We start from the raw sequence: 15,938 nt of genomic DNA, 5'->3' as shown, positions 1-15,938 counted from the left end.
CGTCAGGGCTTCAACTATGATTGAAATTAAATGAACAAGTATACGCCGTGAATCATCGTACACTTGTTTATATCTCATCCGCGTCGTTACGAGACACCGCTTGATCGTGAAGCAGACGCTCGAGGACGAGGATATAGACCAATGCCACAAGGAGCCCTACGATACCAGGAAGAACCGCAACGATCGCATCCTCCAAGTATGCAGTTGGAATCAGGTAAACCAATAGCGACTTCACACCATACATCAACATCAACGAGGAGAGTAACACAAGCGTTACCGCTCGTTTCGACACATCCCCGAAGAACGGGCGCCCTGTCTTCTCACCTTTTGTCATACCGAGCCAAGATAACAAGTCCAAATCCTCCTTTATCGATTCATTCCCTAACCCATTATATACCAATTATTGCATACGATGAAGACCATCAAAAATCTGTGTCGCTCTTGACTACGATACCTCAAAAAAGGCTGCAACTCCTTCATGAGGAATGCAGCCTACAATACATGTTCAACCAATCAAAATCTTCTCTTTCGGATAGCGAATCTTCCGGTCGGCTTGACGTGCGACGGTAAAGAGAATGGTCAACGATCCGACACGTCCGAGAAGCATCATGAACATGATCAGCCCCTTCCCGGCATCATTCAATTCCGCTGTGATGCCGAGCGATAACCCTACTGTCCCAAACGCCGAGACCGTCTCGAATAGAATGGCAGTCGCCGGAATGTGGCCGTTCGACAAAATGACGAGTGTCGTGATCATCATAATGAACAAGAAACTTGAGATGGCGACGACGTATGCCTTTTTGATTTGAAACGCATCAATCGTCCGCTCCATGATGACCGTTTCTTTCTTACCTGCGATGAAGGCCCACATATCCGCAAAGATAACGGCAAGCGTCGTCACTTTGATCCCCGACCCGGTCGAAGCCGCTCCTGCCCCGATATACATCAGAATCAAAATCAAACCGATCGAGGCTGGAGCCATGGTCGCGATGTCAATTGAATTGAAGCCGGCCGTCCGTGTCGTCACGGCTTGGAAGAACGTCACATGTAACGCCTCACCGAGGGATCGACCATACAATACCCCTTCATTCGATACCCATTCAAACATCATGAGGACCAACCAAGCGACACCATTGATGACCAAGAGTGACAAAATCATGATTTTTGAATGGAGGGCGAGACGTTTCCAGCCTCTCACTTCCGTGGCATCGGCAATCGTCGTGAATCCAAGACCTCCAATCATAATCATGAGGGCGATGGTCACAATGATGGCCGTGTTCTGCTCAAATGACATGAGACTGTCTGGAAATAATGCGAATCCCGCATTATTAAAGGCAGACACTGCATGGAAGAAACCGTAATAAAGTGCTGTTCCAAAAGAATAGTTCTCTGTACTAAACAACTCGAACGTCAAAAACAACATCCCGATAAACTGCACGATGACTGTCGTGAAGACGATGTTCCGAACGAGACGAACTGTCCCCCCCGGTCCGGCTAAATTCAATGATTCTTGTAACAAAATTCGTTGTTTTAATCCGATTTTCTTGCCTAATACACTTAACAACATCAAGGCGATTGTCATAAACCCAAGACCCCCGATTTGGATGAGGGCGACAATGACCAATTCACCAAACAGGGTAAACGAGGAGCCGATGTCGACTGTCGATAGTCCAGTGACCGTTCCGGCAGACGTTGCGATAAACAAACAATCAATCCAAGAAACCGATTCTTCTTGCGCAAATGGCATATATAAAAGAGTGGCCCCAATAAAAATCGCCAGTAAAAATCCTCCCGCGATAAAACGGGCAGGTTTTTCAAATACGACTCGGTAAAGCACCTCGATTCGTTTCAAGCGCAACTCACGCGCTGACAATCTATGTCGCATCACGACATCCCCTTCACTTCTATTATTCTAAGCCCCATGTTACTCCTAGCTTTTATAAATGCCAACAAGAAAATGTATCTCTAACGTTTTCTTCGATTTTTTGGTATTATGGGAGATAGACTTTAAGAATGTTGAGGAGGTTGAATGAAACCGTGGACCCTAGTACGGTAGATCATTCGATAGAGGATGTCTCACGAAGGTTGGAGCGCCAGTCACAATGTATGCCCGCTCACCTTTATTTTCAGCTAGAAGAGTTACTCAATTGGTCACTCGAGCAAGAAGTCGTGAATCAATTGTACGCATTGTTAAAAAAATACGACGTATTAACCGATATAGAGCGTGAAGAACGAAATATCAGCATTCAAATGCTGATTGATGAAAACGGCGCTTAATCATCGGGAACGCATGTTGCGGGAGACGAGTGGCGTCTCTCGCTTTTTTTGTCCTGATTTATTTCGGAAAGGTGGAAAACAAAGACATGGATGTCGTTACGTTAGTCGGACTCATACTCGGGTTCCTCACCCTCGTCGGTGGAATGCTATTAAAAGGAGCAGGTGTTGCGCCGCTGATCAACCCTGCCGCAATGGTTATCATTTTCGTCGGTACAGCCGCGGCTGTCAGTATCGCTGTATCGAAGGAACAACTTCAGAATGTTCCAAAACTGTTTAAAATCTTGTTCAAAAAACAAGAACTCCCGAGCAAGTCCGGATTGCTCACGCAATTCGTCGACTTGTCGACCCAAGCCCGAAAAGAGGGACTCCTCTCCCTCGAAACGGCACTTGAACAAGTCGAAGAACCATTTTTACGCCAAGGCATGATGATGGTCATCGACGGTCAACCTTCCGAATATATTGCGGAAGTCATGTCACGCGACATCGAAAATATGGAACAGCGTCATAAAGCAAACGCTGATATCTTCACTCAAGCCGGGACATATGCCCCGACACTTGGGGTACTCGGAGCCGTTATCGGATTGATTGCTGCCTTGAAAGACTTATCTGATATCGAAAAGCTCGGACATGCCATTTCTGCGGCCTTCGTCGCGACACTTTTCGGGATTTTCACCGGATATGTGCTTTGGTTCCCGTTTGCAAACAAGTTGAAGCAGTATTCGAAGAGTGAAGTCATCATCAAGGAAATGATGATTGAAGGGATTTTATCGATTCAAAGTGGTGAATCTCCAAAAACGCTAGAAGATAAACTGTCTGTGTATTTGTCTCCAAAGGAGCGAGCTGACTATGAAGCGCAAAAAGAAGCATGATCATGAAGAACATATTCCCGAAGGCTGGCTGATTCCTTACGCCGACTTGTTGACACTGTTGCTCGCGCTTTTCATCGTACTATTCGCATCGAGTAACATCGACCAGACAAAGCTTGAGAAAATGTCACAGTCTTTCAACCAGGTGTTCTCTGGAGGCGTCAGCGTCTTTCAAGCTTCGACTGCCTCAAACAGTGACATCAGTCGCACAGACAAAACCAATACGACCGCCAACCCACGGACGTATGAATTGGCTCAACTTGACGAGTTAAAAGAAGATGTAAACAAATACATTAAAAAGAACGGTCTCGAAAGCCAAATCAAAGCGACAATCAATTCAAGTGGTCTCGTCTTGACGATTCAAGACCGTGCCCTGTTCAACTTAGGAGAGGCGACTCTCGATGCTGATGCTCGTAACGTCGCACAAAACATCAGTCAAATTTTAGAGAAGGCGGGCAAGCGAGAGATTGTCGTCTCCGGCCATACGGATAACATTCCAATCAATACAGCACGTTTCCCGTCAAACTGGGAACTCAGTTCGGCACGTGCGACCGCGTTCATGCGTGGCCTTTTGGCAAATGATGCCTTGAACCCGGCTCAATTCACGCTCGCGAGTTACGGTGAGTTTAAACCGATCGCGACGAACGATACAGAAGAAGGTCGCTCTAAAAACCGACGTGTCGAGGTGTTGATCAAACCACTCGTCGACCTTTCTGAGGGCGAACCAAAGATGATTGAAACCATCACCTTACCAAACTAACAATCACCCACTCGTTCGAGTGGGTGATTTGTGTTATTGCATCAATTTAAAGTAGCGTCTCGCCAGTTCGGTGAGTGGGCTTTCGAACAATCGTTTCCGCCAGTAAAGGTCTGTCACTTTCTTCACGGCCTCACTTCGCGACGGATACGGGTAAATCATACGAGACAGCTTCCCGATTTTGTCACCACGTTGCATCGCATAAACGACAATTTGCATCCAATCCCCCGCCGATTCACCGACTGCATGAGCTCCGATGATTTTTCCATTTTTCTTCGTAATCACTTTGACAAAGCCTGCTTCTTGGCGTTCAGCAATGAAACGGTCCACTTCGGACAGTTTCGCTTCATACGTCTCAATGTCGTCACCGTAACGCTCGCGCGCTTCTCTCTCCGTCATCCCGACGTGGAACACCTCAGGGTCTGTGAATGTGATCCACGGGAGCTTACTATAGTCGACCTTGTTCCATAATCCAAAGAGCGCGTTCGCGACAACCGCCTTCCCTTCTTCTCCAGCGGCGTGTGTGAATGGGAGCGTCTTGATCGTATCTCCAATCGCAAAGATATGAGATTGTGACGTCCGATATGACGACGAGACATCGATATACCCTTTCGTCACCTGAACGTTCGCCCGGTCGAGACGGAGCGCATCGATTCGGGGAACGCGACCCGTCGCCATCAGCAGTTTGTCCGCTTCATATCCGACCGTTTCGCCGTTCACCTCTGTCGTGACACGAATGCGGCCATCGACCTCATCGACTCGATTGACCTTTACGCCGATTTTCAAGCGCATCGCCATCTCGAGTTGAGATTTCAAATAGGTGGCGACGTCCTCGTCTTCTTTAGGTAGGAAATCATCCTGCGCCTCTAGCACGGTCACTTGTGAGCCGAGTCGGACAAAGGACTGGGCCAATTCAAGTCCGACCGTTCCGGCGCCGATGACAATCAGGCTCTCCGGGAGCGTCTCTTCTTCAAAGACCGTTTCGTTCGTTAAGTATGGGACTTGATCGAGTCCATCGATTGGAGGAACTGTCGGTTTCGACCCCGTCGAGATGACAAATTTTTTCCCGATCAATAACTCGTTCCCTACTTTTAATTCGTGCGGACTTTGGAACGAGGCTTCTCCGATATAGACGTCGACGCCAATCTTTTCAAAACGCTCTGTCCCGTCATGGTCTTGAATAATGGCACGTGCTTTGTCGACACGCGCTTTTGACATTTGATAATGCTCTTGTCCATTGAACTCGGTTCCGAGAACTCGGGCCGCGCGCATCATCGCATTCGCTTCTTTTGAAGCGGCAATCAACGCTTTCGATGGCACACATCCGACATGCAGACAGTCACCACCTAAATGTTTGTTCTTTTCAACAAGTGCGACCTTTGCGCCTAAATTCGCAGCCCCTGCGGCCACCGTCATCCCGGCAGCACCGCCACCGATGACAATCAACTGATAGTCCTTCATCGAATCAACCTCCGGTATCGTTCGCTCACATCTTCCATTCGTTTTCGATTCACGCCAAAGTCTGAATAGCCGACACGCGACGCAGATCGAAACTCGACTTGTTGAGTAGCGTCATCAAATAAAAAATCGACATCATCTTTAAATCGCATCACTTTAGAAGTCACTACATAATGAAGTCCTTCATCTGTTTCCTTCACCAGTTCAGCCCGCGGCAACTGATTCATCGCCATCTTAATGGCTTCAATTGATTGCCCGCGACTGCCTGCATACGGCAGTGGGTCCATCCGCAATTCTTCAATTGAAGTTTGGGTTGACACAGCATTCGGACTTCCTTTTAACGGCTTCAAAGATTGATTGGCCATTATAAAAACCTCCCTCAGTCTACATACATCTATATGTAGCCTGAATTCGGGAGGTTTAATCCTATTAATGTAGTTCACTCGGGTCGAGCGGCAATAAGACGGTCACCGTCGTTCCGTGTCCGACCTCGCTCTCGATGACGAGTTTGCCTTCATGCGCTTCAATCAATTCTTTTGAAATCGCAAGTCCAAGCCCGCTACTACCTTCTGTGACATGAGCCTGATAGAACATCTCGGTGATGCGCTGCAAATGCTCTCGTGAAATGCCGGGACCTTCATCGATAATCGAGATGAAGGCAACACGTTCCGATTGCACGAAGCGGATGGTCAACGTTCCTCCGTCTGGCGAGAAACGAATCGCGTTCTCGAGGATATTTAAGAACACTTGTTTCAAACGATTCTCATCAAATAGTCCGACCGATTTTTGAGGATAGCGTTCGATGAGTGTGATGCCTTTGTCTTCAAGTGACTGTTTTAATTGCAGAGTCACTTGACGTAACAAAGAGACCAGGTCCAGTTCTTGGCGATACAAGACCAACCGACTCTCCTCAATTTTTGTATAGTCGAGAAGCTGTTCGACGAGACCGATCATGCGCTCTGTCTCCGAATGGATGATGCTTAAACCGAGCTCCGTCTCTTCAGATAGTTTCTCATCACCACCCCGAATCGTCTCGGTCCATCCCTTAATCGATGTGAGTGGTGTTCTGAGTTCGTGCGATACACTCGAGAGGAATTCGTTACGTGTCGACTGATGCTGCTGGACTTTCGCGCCTAAATACGTGAGCGTTCGAGCCAAGGCTCCAAGCTCATGTTTCTCATTTGACTCAACGGATACATCGAAGTCGCCCTGAGCCATCTCATCGGCCGCCTCGATGATGTGACGAATCGGTCTGACGAAGCGATCGGCAATCCTGATGACGGTGTATAGGGCGAGCAACCAGATCAAGACGCCAATCATGACGACCGTCATCCAAATTTCGCGAATGAGCGTGTCCAAGTCTTCAAGCGGTCGCGTGAAACTGATGGCAAACTCGGACGTATCGTTCGTCATAATGGGACTCGTGACCGACAAGTAATGTTCATCCCCGACGTCATAGTCCTGCACGACGGACTCTCCTTGCGACAGTTGCTGTAACTGTTCTTGAGAGAAAGAGGCCTGCCTTGTTCGTTGTCCCGTCGTTTTGACAATCGAACCGCTCCGGTCGACAATCGTCAAATCAGTTCCAGGATATCCGAATGTTCGGACGAGGACTGAAAAGGCGCTCGGTGTTTCAAACCCAACTTGGGCTTGAGGGTATAGATATGCACTCGTTGTCGCATGACCTAGTAACGCTTCCGACTCATACTCGTAATAGTAGCGATACGTCCCGTAAGACAAAATGCTGACGAGCAAGAGCAAGACAATCGTCACGACAATCATCATGCGAATGACTAACTGTTGTTTCATGCCTCATGTCTCCGCCATTTATATCCGTGACCCCACAACGTCTCGATGTAGACCGGATGACTCGGGTCATCTTCAATTTTTTGACGCAAGCGACGAATGTTGACGTCGACTGTCTTTCGGTCACCGAAATAGTTAACGCCCCATACAGCATCGAGTAGCGCATCACGTGACAAGACGATCTCTTCGTTTTGGACGAGATGACAGATCAAGTCATACTCGGTCGGCGTCAAATCGATCGACTGTCCATACTTCGTCACTTGTTTTGCGGCGAGGTCGATTGCGAACGGTCCCGACTTCAAGCGTTTCGAATCTTTTCGTTTCACTTTTTCGACACGGCGCAACAACGCTTGGATGCGCGCCACTAATTCACCTGGACTGAACGGTTTGGCGATGTAGTCGTCTGCACCTTTACCGAGCCCTTCAATTTTATCTTCTTCGAGCGTCCGTGCCGTCAACATGATGATCCCTACATTTTCGTCAAGATCACGAATGGCAGCACATGCTTCGAATCCGTCCATTTCCGGCATCATGACATCCAATAGGACGACATCGAACGGTTCACGGTCAAATGCGGTGACCGCTTCTCGCCCGTTCGTCGCCTCAAAGACGTCGAATCCGGCTCGTTTTAAATTGACAATAATGAAGCTGCGAATCGCATGTTCATCCTCAGCTACTAAAATTCGATTCATATCGATTTCCACCTCTTCTAGAGTTCACTTCTCTACATTATAGTTACGTTTTTGCGACAAGGTTGTCAATTGACCTTAAAAAGGTTTAGGATGGAGTCATTAGATTCTGAAGGAGGACCCCCTACTACTATGAGTTACAAGATGATTGTATTGGATATGGATGATACGCTCCTCACGAGCGACCATACGATTTCCCCTAAGACAAAAGAAGCACTTCTCGATGCACAGGCGCGCGGCTATAAAGTCGTTCTCGCGAGCGGACGACCAACGTTTGCGATGTGGGAAGCAGCCCGTGAATTAGAACTTGCGAAATACGGAAGCTACATCTTATCGTTCAACGGTGCCTCGGTCATCGATTGTGCGACAAACGAGGAGATTTTCTCGAGCACGCTCCAGCCGGATACAGTCGCCCATCTCCATGATATCAGTGAACGGGAAGGAATCGCGATTCATACGTACGTCGGTAACGAAATCGTAACCGATCGCCCGAACCCTTATACGGATATCGAAGGTGAATTGACGGGAATGCCGGTCATTCATGTCGACAACTTTAAAGATGCCGTGACAGCTCCGGTCGTCAAATGTTTGATGCTTGCGGATGGCGACACACTCGCTCCAATCGAAACGAAGCTACAAACAGAATTGGCCGGGAAATTGGCTGTAGCCCGTTCAAAACCGTTCTTCCTTGAGTTTACTGAAGCCGGTGTCACAAAAGGAACGAGTCTCGCCTTCCTTGCAGATCAACTCGGCATCGCACAAAAAGAAGTCATCGCTTGCGGTGACGGAAACAATGATTTGACGATGATTGAATGGGCCGGCCTCGGCGTCGCGATGGGAAATGCTAACACGACGGTCAAAGGAAAAGCGGACTTCATAACAAAATCAAACAACGAAGACGGAATCGCTCATGTCATCGAAACGTACATGGCGGACGTACTCGTCACGCAATAAGCTTCTGATTGTAGAAAGGGAGGAAGGAAGATGAATAAAGGGTTGAAACGAGCTGGAGTCGGATTGATTGGAACTGCGGTCGCAGGAGCGGCTTATGTGTTCCTCTCACCGAAACCAGCCACACGTTTAATCAAAACTTCGTTTGCGGGGGGAAACGAAGTGGAGATGAAGGGATTCGAGGAAGTCGTTCAAAAGACGTCTGTCCGAAAAGACATCGACTACTTGTCTTCTTATGACAATGGAACCTTTGATTTGATCCGTTATGAAGGAAATAGCCGCACGGTCCCTACCATTTTTTGGGTACATGGCGGATCATTCGTCGGTGGGGATAAATCGGATGTGTTAAAATACGCCACTTCAATTGCGAGTAACGGCTACAACGTCGTCAGTATCAATTACGCACTCGCACCTGACGTGATGTACCCGACCCCGCTCAAACAAATCGAAGAAGCGTACTCGTTCATCGCTGAGAACAATGACCGCTTCCGTCTCGATTTAGACCGCGTCTTCTTTGCAGGTGATTCGAATGGTGGACAGCTCGCTGCACAGTTTGTCGGGATCCAGTTGAATGACGACTATTCGCCTTCTGCTGAAGTGGGACAAGTCGTACCAAAATCCTCAATCCTCGGTGCCATCCTCTTGTCTGCACCGCTCGACTTGAAGCGCACATGGCTCGAATCATCGAAGTCAGTGAACCGCTTCTTGTTCAAACGAATCGGATGGGCATACTTCGGCACATACAATTGGGAGACTCTCCCGGTCGTTGCTGAAGCGTCGCCACTCGTCAATGTACCGGCCACATTCGTCCCAACGTTTATCGCGGACGGGAATGACCATTCCTTTGAGGAGCAGGCCAAGGAATTTGCAACGATTCTTTCAGGACGTACGGATGTCACGACTGTCTTTTATGATCGGAACGAGCACGAGCTTGGCCATAACTATTACTTCGAAATGGACCGCCCAGCGGCTAATTCCACGTATCGTCGTTTGATTACGTTCTTACGTGAAACGACAAATCAATCTGTATAATGCAAAAGAGGCGACGTTCTCCTACAGTGGAAAACGTCGCCTCTTTTCGTTAGCGCAATAGTTCGAACGCGCGACCAATCAATTCATTTCGGGATGGGGAAGTTTGACGCAATGCTTCAAGACGTTCAATCAATGTCTGTTTCAGTCCTTCATCCTTCACCAACTCCAGGCACTCGATGTGTAATAACCAGGCGTCAGGGTGGTTCGTTAAAATCTCTGGGATGAGACCATCGATTGATTCTCCCCGCTCACGCATGAGATGGATGCGGTTGAACATCGGATCATCGTTCGTCCATACACGTTCATCCCGTTCGATGATCACCGGTTTTTCAATCATCATCAGCTCGTCTACCGTTGTTCCTGGGAAAACTGATGGAAGCGAATCGACGCGTACTTCTAGCGAGTCGAGTGAGATCGTCCGTCCTTCTAGGTGAACCGTCACGTCTTCGAGTGCACCGGATGCACATGCTTGCCGAATGCTCGTCCCGTCCTCAAAGAGGTCATCGCGATCGAGCGCGGACTCTGTGTCATGAGCGATCAGTAGCCCGTGTCGCTCTTTTTGCGTGAGCTGTCCATGTTGTACAATTGAACATTCATCCCATTGAATGAGCGTATGTTCTTTCGACTCCGTCATGTGACGAACGATGCCGACACGTTCTGATCCATCTTCAAGTCGAATCGTCGATTGACTTCCTGACGCCAACGCTTTCGCCACAGATTCAATCCCACCTTTTCGAATCGCCATTCTTCCCTCTAGTTCATCTAAGACAGAAGAGAGCGTCTCAAAGTTTGGAATAACGAATAGCTCTTTTTGCATGTTTGTCACGTCTTGCTTCGTCTGTAGCGCGTGCTCCAAGTCGAATGGATGTTTGACGACCGCATCTGTCAGACAGTGACGGCTCTCTCCTACCGATGATAAGAGGCCTGCCCCGTAAATCATCGGGTTGTCGAGGTCACCAATCAATCCGAATTCAACGGTCCACCAAAAGATCCGCGCGACCTGTTGTGCTTCAGAAAAGCCAGTCACTTGCGCTTTCGCCTCATGTACGGCTTTCTCCGCCGCCTCGATATCCTGTTCGGTCGAATTCGCATTCTCCTTCACAATCGTCAAGCGTTTCAATGCGGCGAACGAGGCATGTTCTTCTCGGTTCATGAACGCCTTGGCCCCTAATTGACCGAAGCGTTTGACGATTGCCGAAAACGTCGGGTCCATCAACATTGGCGCATGTCCCGCCGCCTCGTGAATGATGTCAGGGGCTGGACTGTATAAAATATTCTCGACTTTCCGAATGTCTGTCGCGACCGGGAGCATCCCGTTTCCTTGGAAGTCAAAAAAGGCAACGCCGGGGATGAGCCCATCCACTGCGACCGTCGACCATCCTGCCGCCTGCATCTCATCCGTCATCTGTTCGACGTTCGGCAATCGATTCGGTCCCATTCCCGTCCGTTTCAATCCTTCGATGTAAAACGGATGCGCCTTCCCTTCTAACGTGTGCAAGTTCAACCGCAACACGAAACGCCAAACGGCATGATCTGTTGGTGTGTATTCATTGTAGAACTGCGGTGAAATATGTGGGGCTAGGTGTTTTGGAATCGATTGTGTCAACATGTGAAGTCCTCCTTTAAAATCAAAAAATCCCTATCGATTGAATCGATAGGGACGACAAAGCCGCGGTACCACCCTGGTTGCTAGAAAAATTCTAGCCGCTTGATCCGATAACGGGGGACCGCTCAATGATGAGAGCTCAGGAACTGTAATTCGATTCATCTTTTGGGCGTGTTCGCAGCACCACACGCTCTCTGGGCCAGGGAAGATGTCTCTACTTCGGTTCTTTCTTCGCTTTTCTTACATATCCAATTCTTTATCTTTTCTACAGTTATGCTGTTATGCATATATGCTTTTAAGCACTAAAGTGACGTCTTGTTAGTTACTGTACCAAAGCTAAACAAAAGCGTCAACAAAAAACAGCCTGCGAATTTTCGCAAACTGTCAGAGACACCACTCAATCGGAGATTTTCCCCACTCCTTCAATGTATCGTTTACTTTGGAGAATGGCTTAGAACCGAAGAATCCACGATGGGATGACAAAGGACTTGGATGTACCGACGTGAGCACTTTATGTTGGTCTCCAATCCATTTCATTTTCTTCTTCGCATCATTTCCCCACAAGATGAATACAATCGGTTCCTCACGACTCCCGAGCCGCTCAATGATGGAATCAGTGAACTGTTCCCATCCTTTTCCACGGTGAGAGCCCGCCTTTCCCGCTTCAACCGTCAGTGCCGTATTTAAGAGAAGGACGCCTTGTTTCGCCCATTTCTCGAGATTGCCACTCTTCGGGAGATCACATCCAACGTCATCTTTTAGTTCTTGAAAGATGTTTCGTAGAGACGGTGGGAAACGAACCCCGTCCTGCACCGAAAAACTGAGTCCATGCGCTTGATTCGGTCCGTGGTACGGATCTTGCCCTAAAATGACGCACTTCACTTCACTAAATTTTGTGTGAATAAATGCGTTCCAAATATCTTCTCGGGCCGGGTAAACGATCGTTTCTTCATAAGCTTGGTCGACGAATTGCTTCAACTGTTGAAAATAAGGTCGTTTCATCTCTTCTTGGACAATATCCGCCCAATCTCCAAGTAGTCGACTCGATAACTGATCTGCCATTGCATACTCCCCTTTCCCTTTGTATCATACCCAAAATAAATGCATACAAAAAGACGAGTCAATCGACTCGTCTCTCTAGGTTATACCGTTACTGCGCCTGCAACTTCTTTCGCAAGTGCTTCAGCTTTCGCTTTCGCGTCTGCAACGATCTCTTCGATTTTATCTGGGTATTGGTTCATCCCTTCGACCGCTACCGTCGTCACTTCAGATACACCGACGAACGCGAGCGCTTGGCGAAGGTATGCGTCTGCGAAGTTAAGGTCAGTTCCTGTGTAGATTCCGCCTGTCCCTTGGATGTGGATCGCTTGTTTGTTTTCAAGCAAGCCGACAGGACCTTGCTCCGTGTAACGGAACGTTTTACCTGCCATGAGCACGCTATCGAGGAACATTTTCATACGTGCTGGGAAGAAGAAGTTCCACATTGGAGTCGCGAACACGTAAAGGTCCGCTTCCATGAATTTCTCAAGCATGCCGCTCATTGTGCCTACCTTTTTCGCTTCTACATCAGTGAGCGCTTCGCCTGAAGCGAATTTGCCCCATGCACTGAGCACATCTCCGTCGATTTCTTGAACATCAACATCGTAGAGTTCGATTGCTTCCACTTCGATTGATGGATTTTCTGCTTGGAGTGTCGAAACGAATGTTTCTGCCACTTGTTTGCTGTATGAAAGTTCAGTTGGTTTCGGGTTAGCCGATACATATAATACTTTAGTCATCGTGTAATCCTCCATTTGTGTAATCTCTAATTTTTCAATAACAGTTAGAACTATATCATCTGTATATCTCATCGTCAATTATTTTAATTTCAAGATATTGAATAAAAAAGCAACGGGCTTTATTTGCCCGCTGCGTTATAACCGACTCGTTTCAATAACGAAATCAATTGTTCCGTCTCTTCATCACTTAACGGTCCATATATATCTTTGAAGATTTCAATATGTTGCGGATAGACGACGTCCATGAGCGCCTTTCCATCGTCTGTCAATGAAGCATATGTGACACGTCGGTCAGACGGGCAGGCGATTCGTTCAATCAGCCCTCGCTTCTCCAACTTATCGATCACATATGTCACGCTACCGCTCGTAATCAAAATCTGATCCCCAATTTGTTGCAACGGGGTGTCTCCTCGTTTATACAGTACGGATAAAACACCGAACTCTGTTGAATTTAACTGGTGGCGTCGTAAATCTTCTTTCACACGATCACTGATGGCATCCATCGTACGCGCAAGAACGACCCACGCCTTCAATTCAAGGGATTCAATCATGTCGGTTTCACCTCAATTCGTTCATCATATATCACTAGTATAGCAGGACTTATGCAGTATAAGCCGGGAAAAATACTTCGTCAAGGAACTTCTTCATTGTCGCCCATGTCGGAAACGTTTAGAATGGTAGTATTGTGATTTTAAGAAAGGGTGGACCGTATGCGTGAGTATTACGAAATTTCATTGACGATTAAACGGGAGTTTTTGCATGCTGTCATCGATTTGTTGAATCGGGAAGGCATCGCACCGGACTATGCGCTCGAAAAAGAAGGCGCGGTCTTTTTATTATTCAATCATTTACCTTGGCCAAACGTGACCCGTGAACCGCATGCCGTGGAACGTTTCTTATTGACGTTGAAACGATCGGACTATTTATTCGTCAAAACGAAACGTAAATCACCGGTCCCCGATCATGAACCGGTCGCCTGTATGGGGGCTCTCGTCTCCCCGTTCAATGAACACTTGCGCATCGAACTTGCCGTGGACGAGTCGGAAGCAAGTCATTTAGATATGTCCGCATTCCGTCATTATTAAACAATCGAATGCCCAACGCATCCCCTTGAAGATTAGAGCGAGATAGCTAATCGACATGGGGATTTTTTAGGAGTATCTGCTTTCTTTGACGGGAATAAAGGACAGTATTCGAGTTGAAAAGGAGACATGTTGGAATGGACACAGTCATGTTAATCGTCAATCCATCCTCAGGGAAAGAGTTGGGGGAACAACACGCAACACATGCCGAAGAGGTGTTGCGCGAACGATATGGACACGTCGATGTCCGCTTCACTGAAAAGGAACAGGATGCGACGAACTTCGCACGTGAAGCGGCAGAAAAGCACTATCAGGCCGTGATTGCGATGGGTGGGGACGGAACCTTGAACGAAGCGGTGACCGGTCTAGCCGAGGCTACTCATCGACCTGACTTCGGCATCATTCCACTTGGGACGGTCAACGACCTCGCCCGTGCACTCGGTGTCCCAAGTGACCCTAAACAAGCAATCGAGGCTCTCCGCGACGCTGAACCGACACCGATGGATATCGGAAAGTATGAGAACGGTTATTTCATGAACGTCATCGCCATCGGGCTCATTGCCGAAGCTGTCGACGAAGTAAGTGTGGAAGAGAAGACGAAATGGGGACCGTTCGCTTACTTGATTGAGGGTGTAAAAGCGTTCCGTGAACATAGTCCTTATGAGTTGGCGCTTGACAGTAAAGACGGGGAGTTTGATGGCGAGGCTTATCTCGTCGTCATCGCCTTGACGAACTCGGTCGGAGGATTTGAAAACTTCGAACCGGACGCGCGACTTAATGATGGTCTTCTTCACGTCTATATCTTTGAAGAGCTCGGGTTAAAGGACGCACTTCAATTAACACCCGCCCTCTTTACAGGAAAGTTGAAGGAAACGGATAGCGTCACCTCATTTTGTACGTCACGGGTGAACGTGACCTCGCCTGATGCGCTTCCTGTAAATGCTGACGGGGACACAGGCGGCAAGCTACCGCTCACCTTTGAAGTATTGCCGAGCCACTTAAACGTATTAAAGCCGGTATAAGAGCAGGAATTTTGACGATTGAATCGAATGTGTTCAAGCGAGAAAGGAGAATGACCTATCAATATCTCACTTGTTCCATTAACAGTCGCATCCGGCGACATCGTCGATACATTCAATCGTTGGAATAACGATCCTGAGATCGTCCATCTTATTCGCCCGAGCCGCTCTAAAGAAGAATTGACCGCCCATTATGAGATGACGGTTGACGATTTAGAAGAACGACTCTTAACGCACGATATTTTCCTCATCTATGCAGATGACCATCTCGTCGGAGAAATGAACGTCATGTATGACCCGCCTCATTTATATCGACAAGAACCCGGTACAGCTTGGCTCGGTTTCGTCATCGGCGAATCTGTAGGTCGCGGAAAAGGCGTTGGCACAGAAGCTCTTCGTTTGTTAGAAGAGCAATTGCGAGCCAAACAAACACCTCGTATGGAACTTGGCGTATTCGCTTTCAACCATGCGGCCCATCGTCTCTATACGAAATGTGGATATCAAGAAATCGGCCGGATCGAGCACTTCACCTACTGGGACGGTCAATTTTGGTCCGATATTCGGATGGAAAAACGACTCGACGAAAAACCCTTTCACGCCAAGTGAAAGGGTTTTGA

18 protein-coding genes and 1 other annotated feature are annotated in these 15,938 nt (G+C 48.0%); of the genes, 8 read left to right on the top strand and 10 right to left on the bottom strand.

Annotated features, from left to right (window positions below):
- Window positions 1–67: 67 nt before the first annotated feature.
- Both Q9R25_RS11820 and Q9R25_RS11815 read right to left on the bottom strand, forming a co-directional pair.
- Window positions 68–352: a hypothetical protein gene (locus Q9R25_RS11820; RefSeq protein WP_159563351.1), complete on the bottom strand. Its 285-nt coding sequence runs from the start codon at window positions 350–352 to the stop codon at window positions 68–70.
- A 153-nt stretch (window positions 353–505) separates the two neighbouring features.
- Window positions 506–1,885 carry a TrkH family potassium uptake protein gene (locus Q9R25_RS11815; protein WP_311283201.1) on the bottom strand — a complete coding sequence of 460 codons (1,380 nt, stop codon included), beginning with the start codon at window positions 1,883–1,885 and terminating at the stop codon, window positions 506–508.
- Window positions 1,886–2,025: 140 nt separating this feature from the next.
- Between Q9R25_RS11815 and Q9R25_RS11810 the strand changes: the two genes are divergently transcribed.
- The 3 genes from Q9R25_RS11810 (at window position 2,026) to Q9R25_RS11800 (ending at window position 3,903) form a co-directional block, all read left to right on the top strand.
- A complete protein-coding gene (locus Q9R25_RS11810) occupies window positions 2,026–2,277 on the top strand; it encodes a hypothetical protein (RefSeq protein WP_230235447.1) in 252 nt (83 codons plus the stop codon).
- Window positions 2,278–2,363: 86 nt separating this feature from the next.
- Window positions 2,364–3,146, top strand: a complete 783-nt coding sequence (motA, locus tag Q9R25_RS11805; RefSeq protein ID WP_015880500.1) for a flagellar motor stator protein MotA — start codon at window positions 2,364–2,366, stop codon at window positions 3,144–3,146.
- Complete coding sequence (locus Q9R25_RS11800) at window positions 3,124–3,903, top strand: flagellar motor protein MotB (protein ID WP_074034931.1); 780 nt, start codon at window positions 3,124–3,126, stop codon at window positions 3,901–3,903. The genes motA and Q9R25_RS11800 overlap by 23 nt, the downstream gene beginning before the upstream one ends.
- Before the next feature lie 33 nt (window positions 3,904–3,936).
- Here Q9R25_RS11800 and Q9R25_RS11795 read toward each other — a convergent pair whose 3' ends face one another.
- The 4 genes from Q9R25_RS11795 to Q9R25_RS11780 all read right to left on the bottom strand — a co-directional run bounded on the left by Q9R25_RS11795 (window position 3,937) and on the right by Q9R25_RS11780 (window position 7,856).
- Window positions 3,937–5,361: a dihydrolipoyl dehydrogenase family protein gene (locus tag Q9R25_RS11795; protein WP_311283200.1), complete on the bottom strand. Its 1,425-nt coding sequence runs from the start codon at window positions 5,359–5,361 to the stop codon at window positions 3,937–3,939.
- On the bottom strand, window positions 5,358–5,723 hold the full coding sequence (locus tag Q9R25_RS11790) for a DUF1499 domain-containing protein (RefSeq protein ID WP_159563348.1): 366 nt from the start codon (window positions 5,721–5,723) through the stop codon (window positions 5,358–5,360). Before Q9R25_RS11790 ends, Q9R25_RS11795 begins: the two co-directional genes overlap by 4 nt.
- A 64-nt stretch (window positions 5,724–5,787) precedes the next feature.
- The gene (locus Q9R25_RS11785) at window positions 5,788–7,167 is read right to left on the bottom strand and encodes a sensor histidine kinase (protein ID WP_074034934.1); all 1,380 of its coding nucleotides are present in this window, start codon (window positions 7,165–7,167) and stop codon (window positions 5,788–5,790) included.
- Window positions 7,164–7,856, bottom strand: a complete 693-nt coding sequence (locus tag Q9R25_RS11780) for a response regulator transcription factor (protein WP_015880495.1) — start codon at window positions 7,854–7,856, stop codon at window positions 7,164–7,166. Before Q9R25_RS11780 ends, Q9R25_RS11785 begins: the two co-directional genes overlap by 4 nt.
- A gap of 129 nt (window positions 7,857–7,985) precedes the next feature.
- On the opposite strand from Q9R25_RS11780, the gene Q9R25_RS11775 reads away from it, so the two are divergent.
- Window positions 7,986–8,807 (top strand): Cof-type HAD-IIB family hydrolase, encoded by an 822-nt coding sequence (locus Q9R25_RS11775; RefSeq protein WP_159563347.1) that lies wholly within the window; start codon window positions 7,986–7,988, stop codon window positions 8,805–8,807.
- A 30-nt stretch (window positions 8,808–8,837) separates the two neighbouring features.
- On the top strand, window positions 8,838–9,836 hold the full coding sequence (locus Q9R25_RS11770) for an alpha/beta hydrolase (protein ID WP_214784235.1): 999 nt from the start codon (window positions 8,838–8,840) through the stop codon (window positions 9,834–9,836).
- A gap of 49 nt (window positions 9,837–9,885) precedes the next feature.
- Here the strand turns inward: Q9R25_RS11770 and Q9R25_RS11765 are convergent, their stop codons facing one another.
- The 4 genes from Q9R25_RS11765 to Q9R25_RS11750 form a co-directional block, all read right to left on the bottom strand.
- Window positions 9,886–11,445: an aromatic amino acid hydroxylase gene (locus Q9R25_RS11765; protein WP_264093090.1), complete on the bottom strand. Its 1,560-nt coding sequence runs from the start codon at window positions 11,443–11,445 to the stop codon at window positions 9,886–9,888.
- Between the two features lie 44 nt (window positions 11,446–11,489).
- Window positions 11,490–11,683 (bottom strand) — a binding site (T-box leader).
- Between the two features lie 143 nt (window positions 11,684–11,826).
- A complete protein-coding gene (locus Q9R25_RS11760; protein ID WP_214784241.1) occupies window positions 11,827–12,504 on the bottom strand; it encodes a uracil-DNA glycosylase in 678 nt (225 codons plus the stop codon).
- A gap of 80 nt (window positions 12,505–12,584) precedes the next feature.
- Window positions 12,585–13,220 (bottom strand): FMN-dependent NADH-azoreductase, encoded by a 636-nt coding sequence (locus tag Q9R25_RS11755; RefSeq protein WP_078146124.1) that lies wholly within the window; start codon window positions 13,218–13,220, stop codon window positions 12,585–12,587.
- 119 nt (window positions 13,221–13,339) lie between these two features.
- On the bottom strand, window positions 13,340–13,771 hold the full coding sequence (locus Q9R25_RS11750; RefSeq protein WP_047795835.1) for a MarR family winged helix-turn-helix transcriptional regulator: 432 nt from the start codon (window positions 13,769–13,771) through the stop codon (window positions 13,340–13,342).
- A gap of 159 nt (window positions 13,772–13,930) precedes the next feature.
- On the opposite strand from Q9R25_RS11750, the gene Q9R25_RS11745 reads away from it, so the two are divergent.
- The 3 genes from Q9R25_RS11745 to Q9R25_RS11735 all read left to right on the top strand — a co-directional run bounded on the left by Q9R25_RS11745 (window position 13,931) and on the right by Q9R25_RS11735 (window position 15,927).
- Entirely contained in the window at window positions 13,931–14,305 is a 375-nt protein-coding gene (locus tag Q9R25_RS11745; RefSeq protein ID WP_015880488.1) for a hypothetical protein, read from the top strand.
- A 134-nt stretch (window positions 14,306–14,439) separates the two neighbouring features.
- Window positions 14,440–15,324: a diacylglycerol/lipid kinase family protein gene (locus Q9R25_RS11740; RefSeq protein ID WP_074034946.1), complete on the top strand. Its 885-nt coding sequence runs from the start codon at window positions 14,440–14,442 to the stop codon at window positions 15,322–15,324.
- 57 nt (window positions 15,325–15,381) lie between these two features.
- Window positions 15,382–15,927 (top strand): GNAT family N-acetyltransferase, encoded by a 546-nt coding sequence (locus Q9R25_RS11735; protein ID WP_074034948.1) that lies wholly within the window; start codon window positions 15,382–15,384, stop codon window positions 15,925–15,927.
- Window positions 15,928–15,938 lie beyond the last annotated feature (11 nt).

The organism is Exiguobacterium sp. BG5(2022) (assembly GCF_031844365.1).
Classification (GTDB): domain Bacteria; phylum Bacillota; class Bacilli; order Exiguobacteriales; family Exiguobacteriaceae; genus Exiguobacterium; species Exiguobacterium profundum.
This window is presented reverse-complemented; position numbering and strand designations above follow the sequence as displayed.

Bases quoted from the DNA above. Each gene is read 5' to 3' on its own strand.
- Q9R25_RS11795 (WP_311283200.1), bottom strand. From the start codon at position 5,361: ATGAAGGACTATCAGTTGATTGTCATCGGTGGCGGTGCTGCCGGGATG.
- Q9R25_RS11755 (WP_078146124.1), bottom strand. From the start codon at position 13,220: ATGACTAAAGTATTATATGTATCGGCTAACCCGAAACCAACTGAACTT.
- Q9R25_RS11785 (WP_074034934.1), bottom strand. From the start codon at position 7,167: ATGAAACAACAGTTAGTCATTCGCATGATGATTGTCGTGACGATTGTC.
- Q9R25_RS11790 (WP_159563348.1), bottom strand. From the start codon at position 5,723: ATGGCCAATCAATCTTTGAAGCCGTTAAAAGGAAGTCCGAATGCTGTG.
- Q9R25_RS11760 (WP_214784241.1), bottom strand. From the start codon at position 12,504: ATGGCAGATCAGTTATCGAGTCGACTACTTGGAGATTGGGCGGATATT.
- Q9R25_RS11770 (WP_214784235.1), top strand. From the start codon at position 8,838: ATGAATAAAGGGTTGAAACGAGCTGGAGTCGGATTGATTGGAACTGCG.
- Q9R25_RS11745 (WP_015880488.1), top strand. From the start codon at position 13,931: ATGCGTGAGTATTACGAAATTTCATTGACGATTAAACGGGAGTTTTTG.
- Q9R25_RS11740 (WP_074034946.1), top strand. From the start codon at position 14,440: ATGGACACAGTCATGTTAATCGTCAATCCATCCTCAGGGAAAGAGTTG.
- Q9R25_RS11780 (WP_015880495.1), bottom strand. From the start codon at position 7,856: ATGAATCGAATTTTAGTAGCTGAGGATGAACATGCGATTCGCAGCTTC.
- Q9R25_RS11765 (WP_264093090.1), bottom strand. From the start codon at position 11,445: ATGTTGACACAATCGATTCCAAAACACCTAGCCCCACATATTTCACCG.
- Q9R25_RS11750 (WP_047795835.1), bottom strand. From the start codon at position 13,771: ATGATTGAATCCCTTGAATTGAAGGCGTGGGTCGTTCTTGCGCGTACG.
- Q9R25_RS11815 (WP_311283201.1), bottom strand. From the start codon at position 1,885: ATGCGACATAGATTGTCAGCGCGTGAGTTGCGCTTGAAACGAATCGAG.
- motA (WP_015880500.1), top strand. From the start codon at position 2,364: ATGGATGTCGTTACGTTAGTCGGACTCATACTCGGGTTCCTCACCCTC.
- Q9R25_RS11800 (WP_074034931.1), top strand. From the start codon at position 3,124: ATGAAGCGCAAAAAGAAGCATGATCATGAAGAACATATTCCCGAAGGC.
- Q9R25_RS11775 (WP_159563347.1), top strand. From the start codon at position 7,986: ATGAGTTACAAGATGATTGTATTGGATATGGATGATACGCTCCTCACG.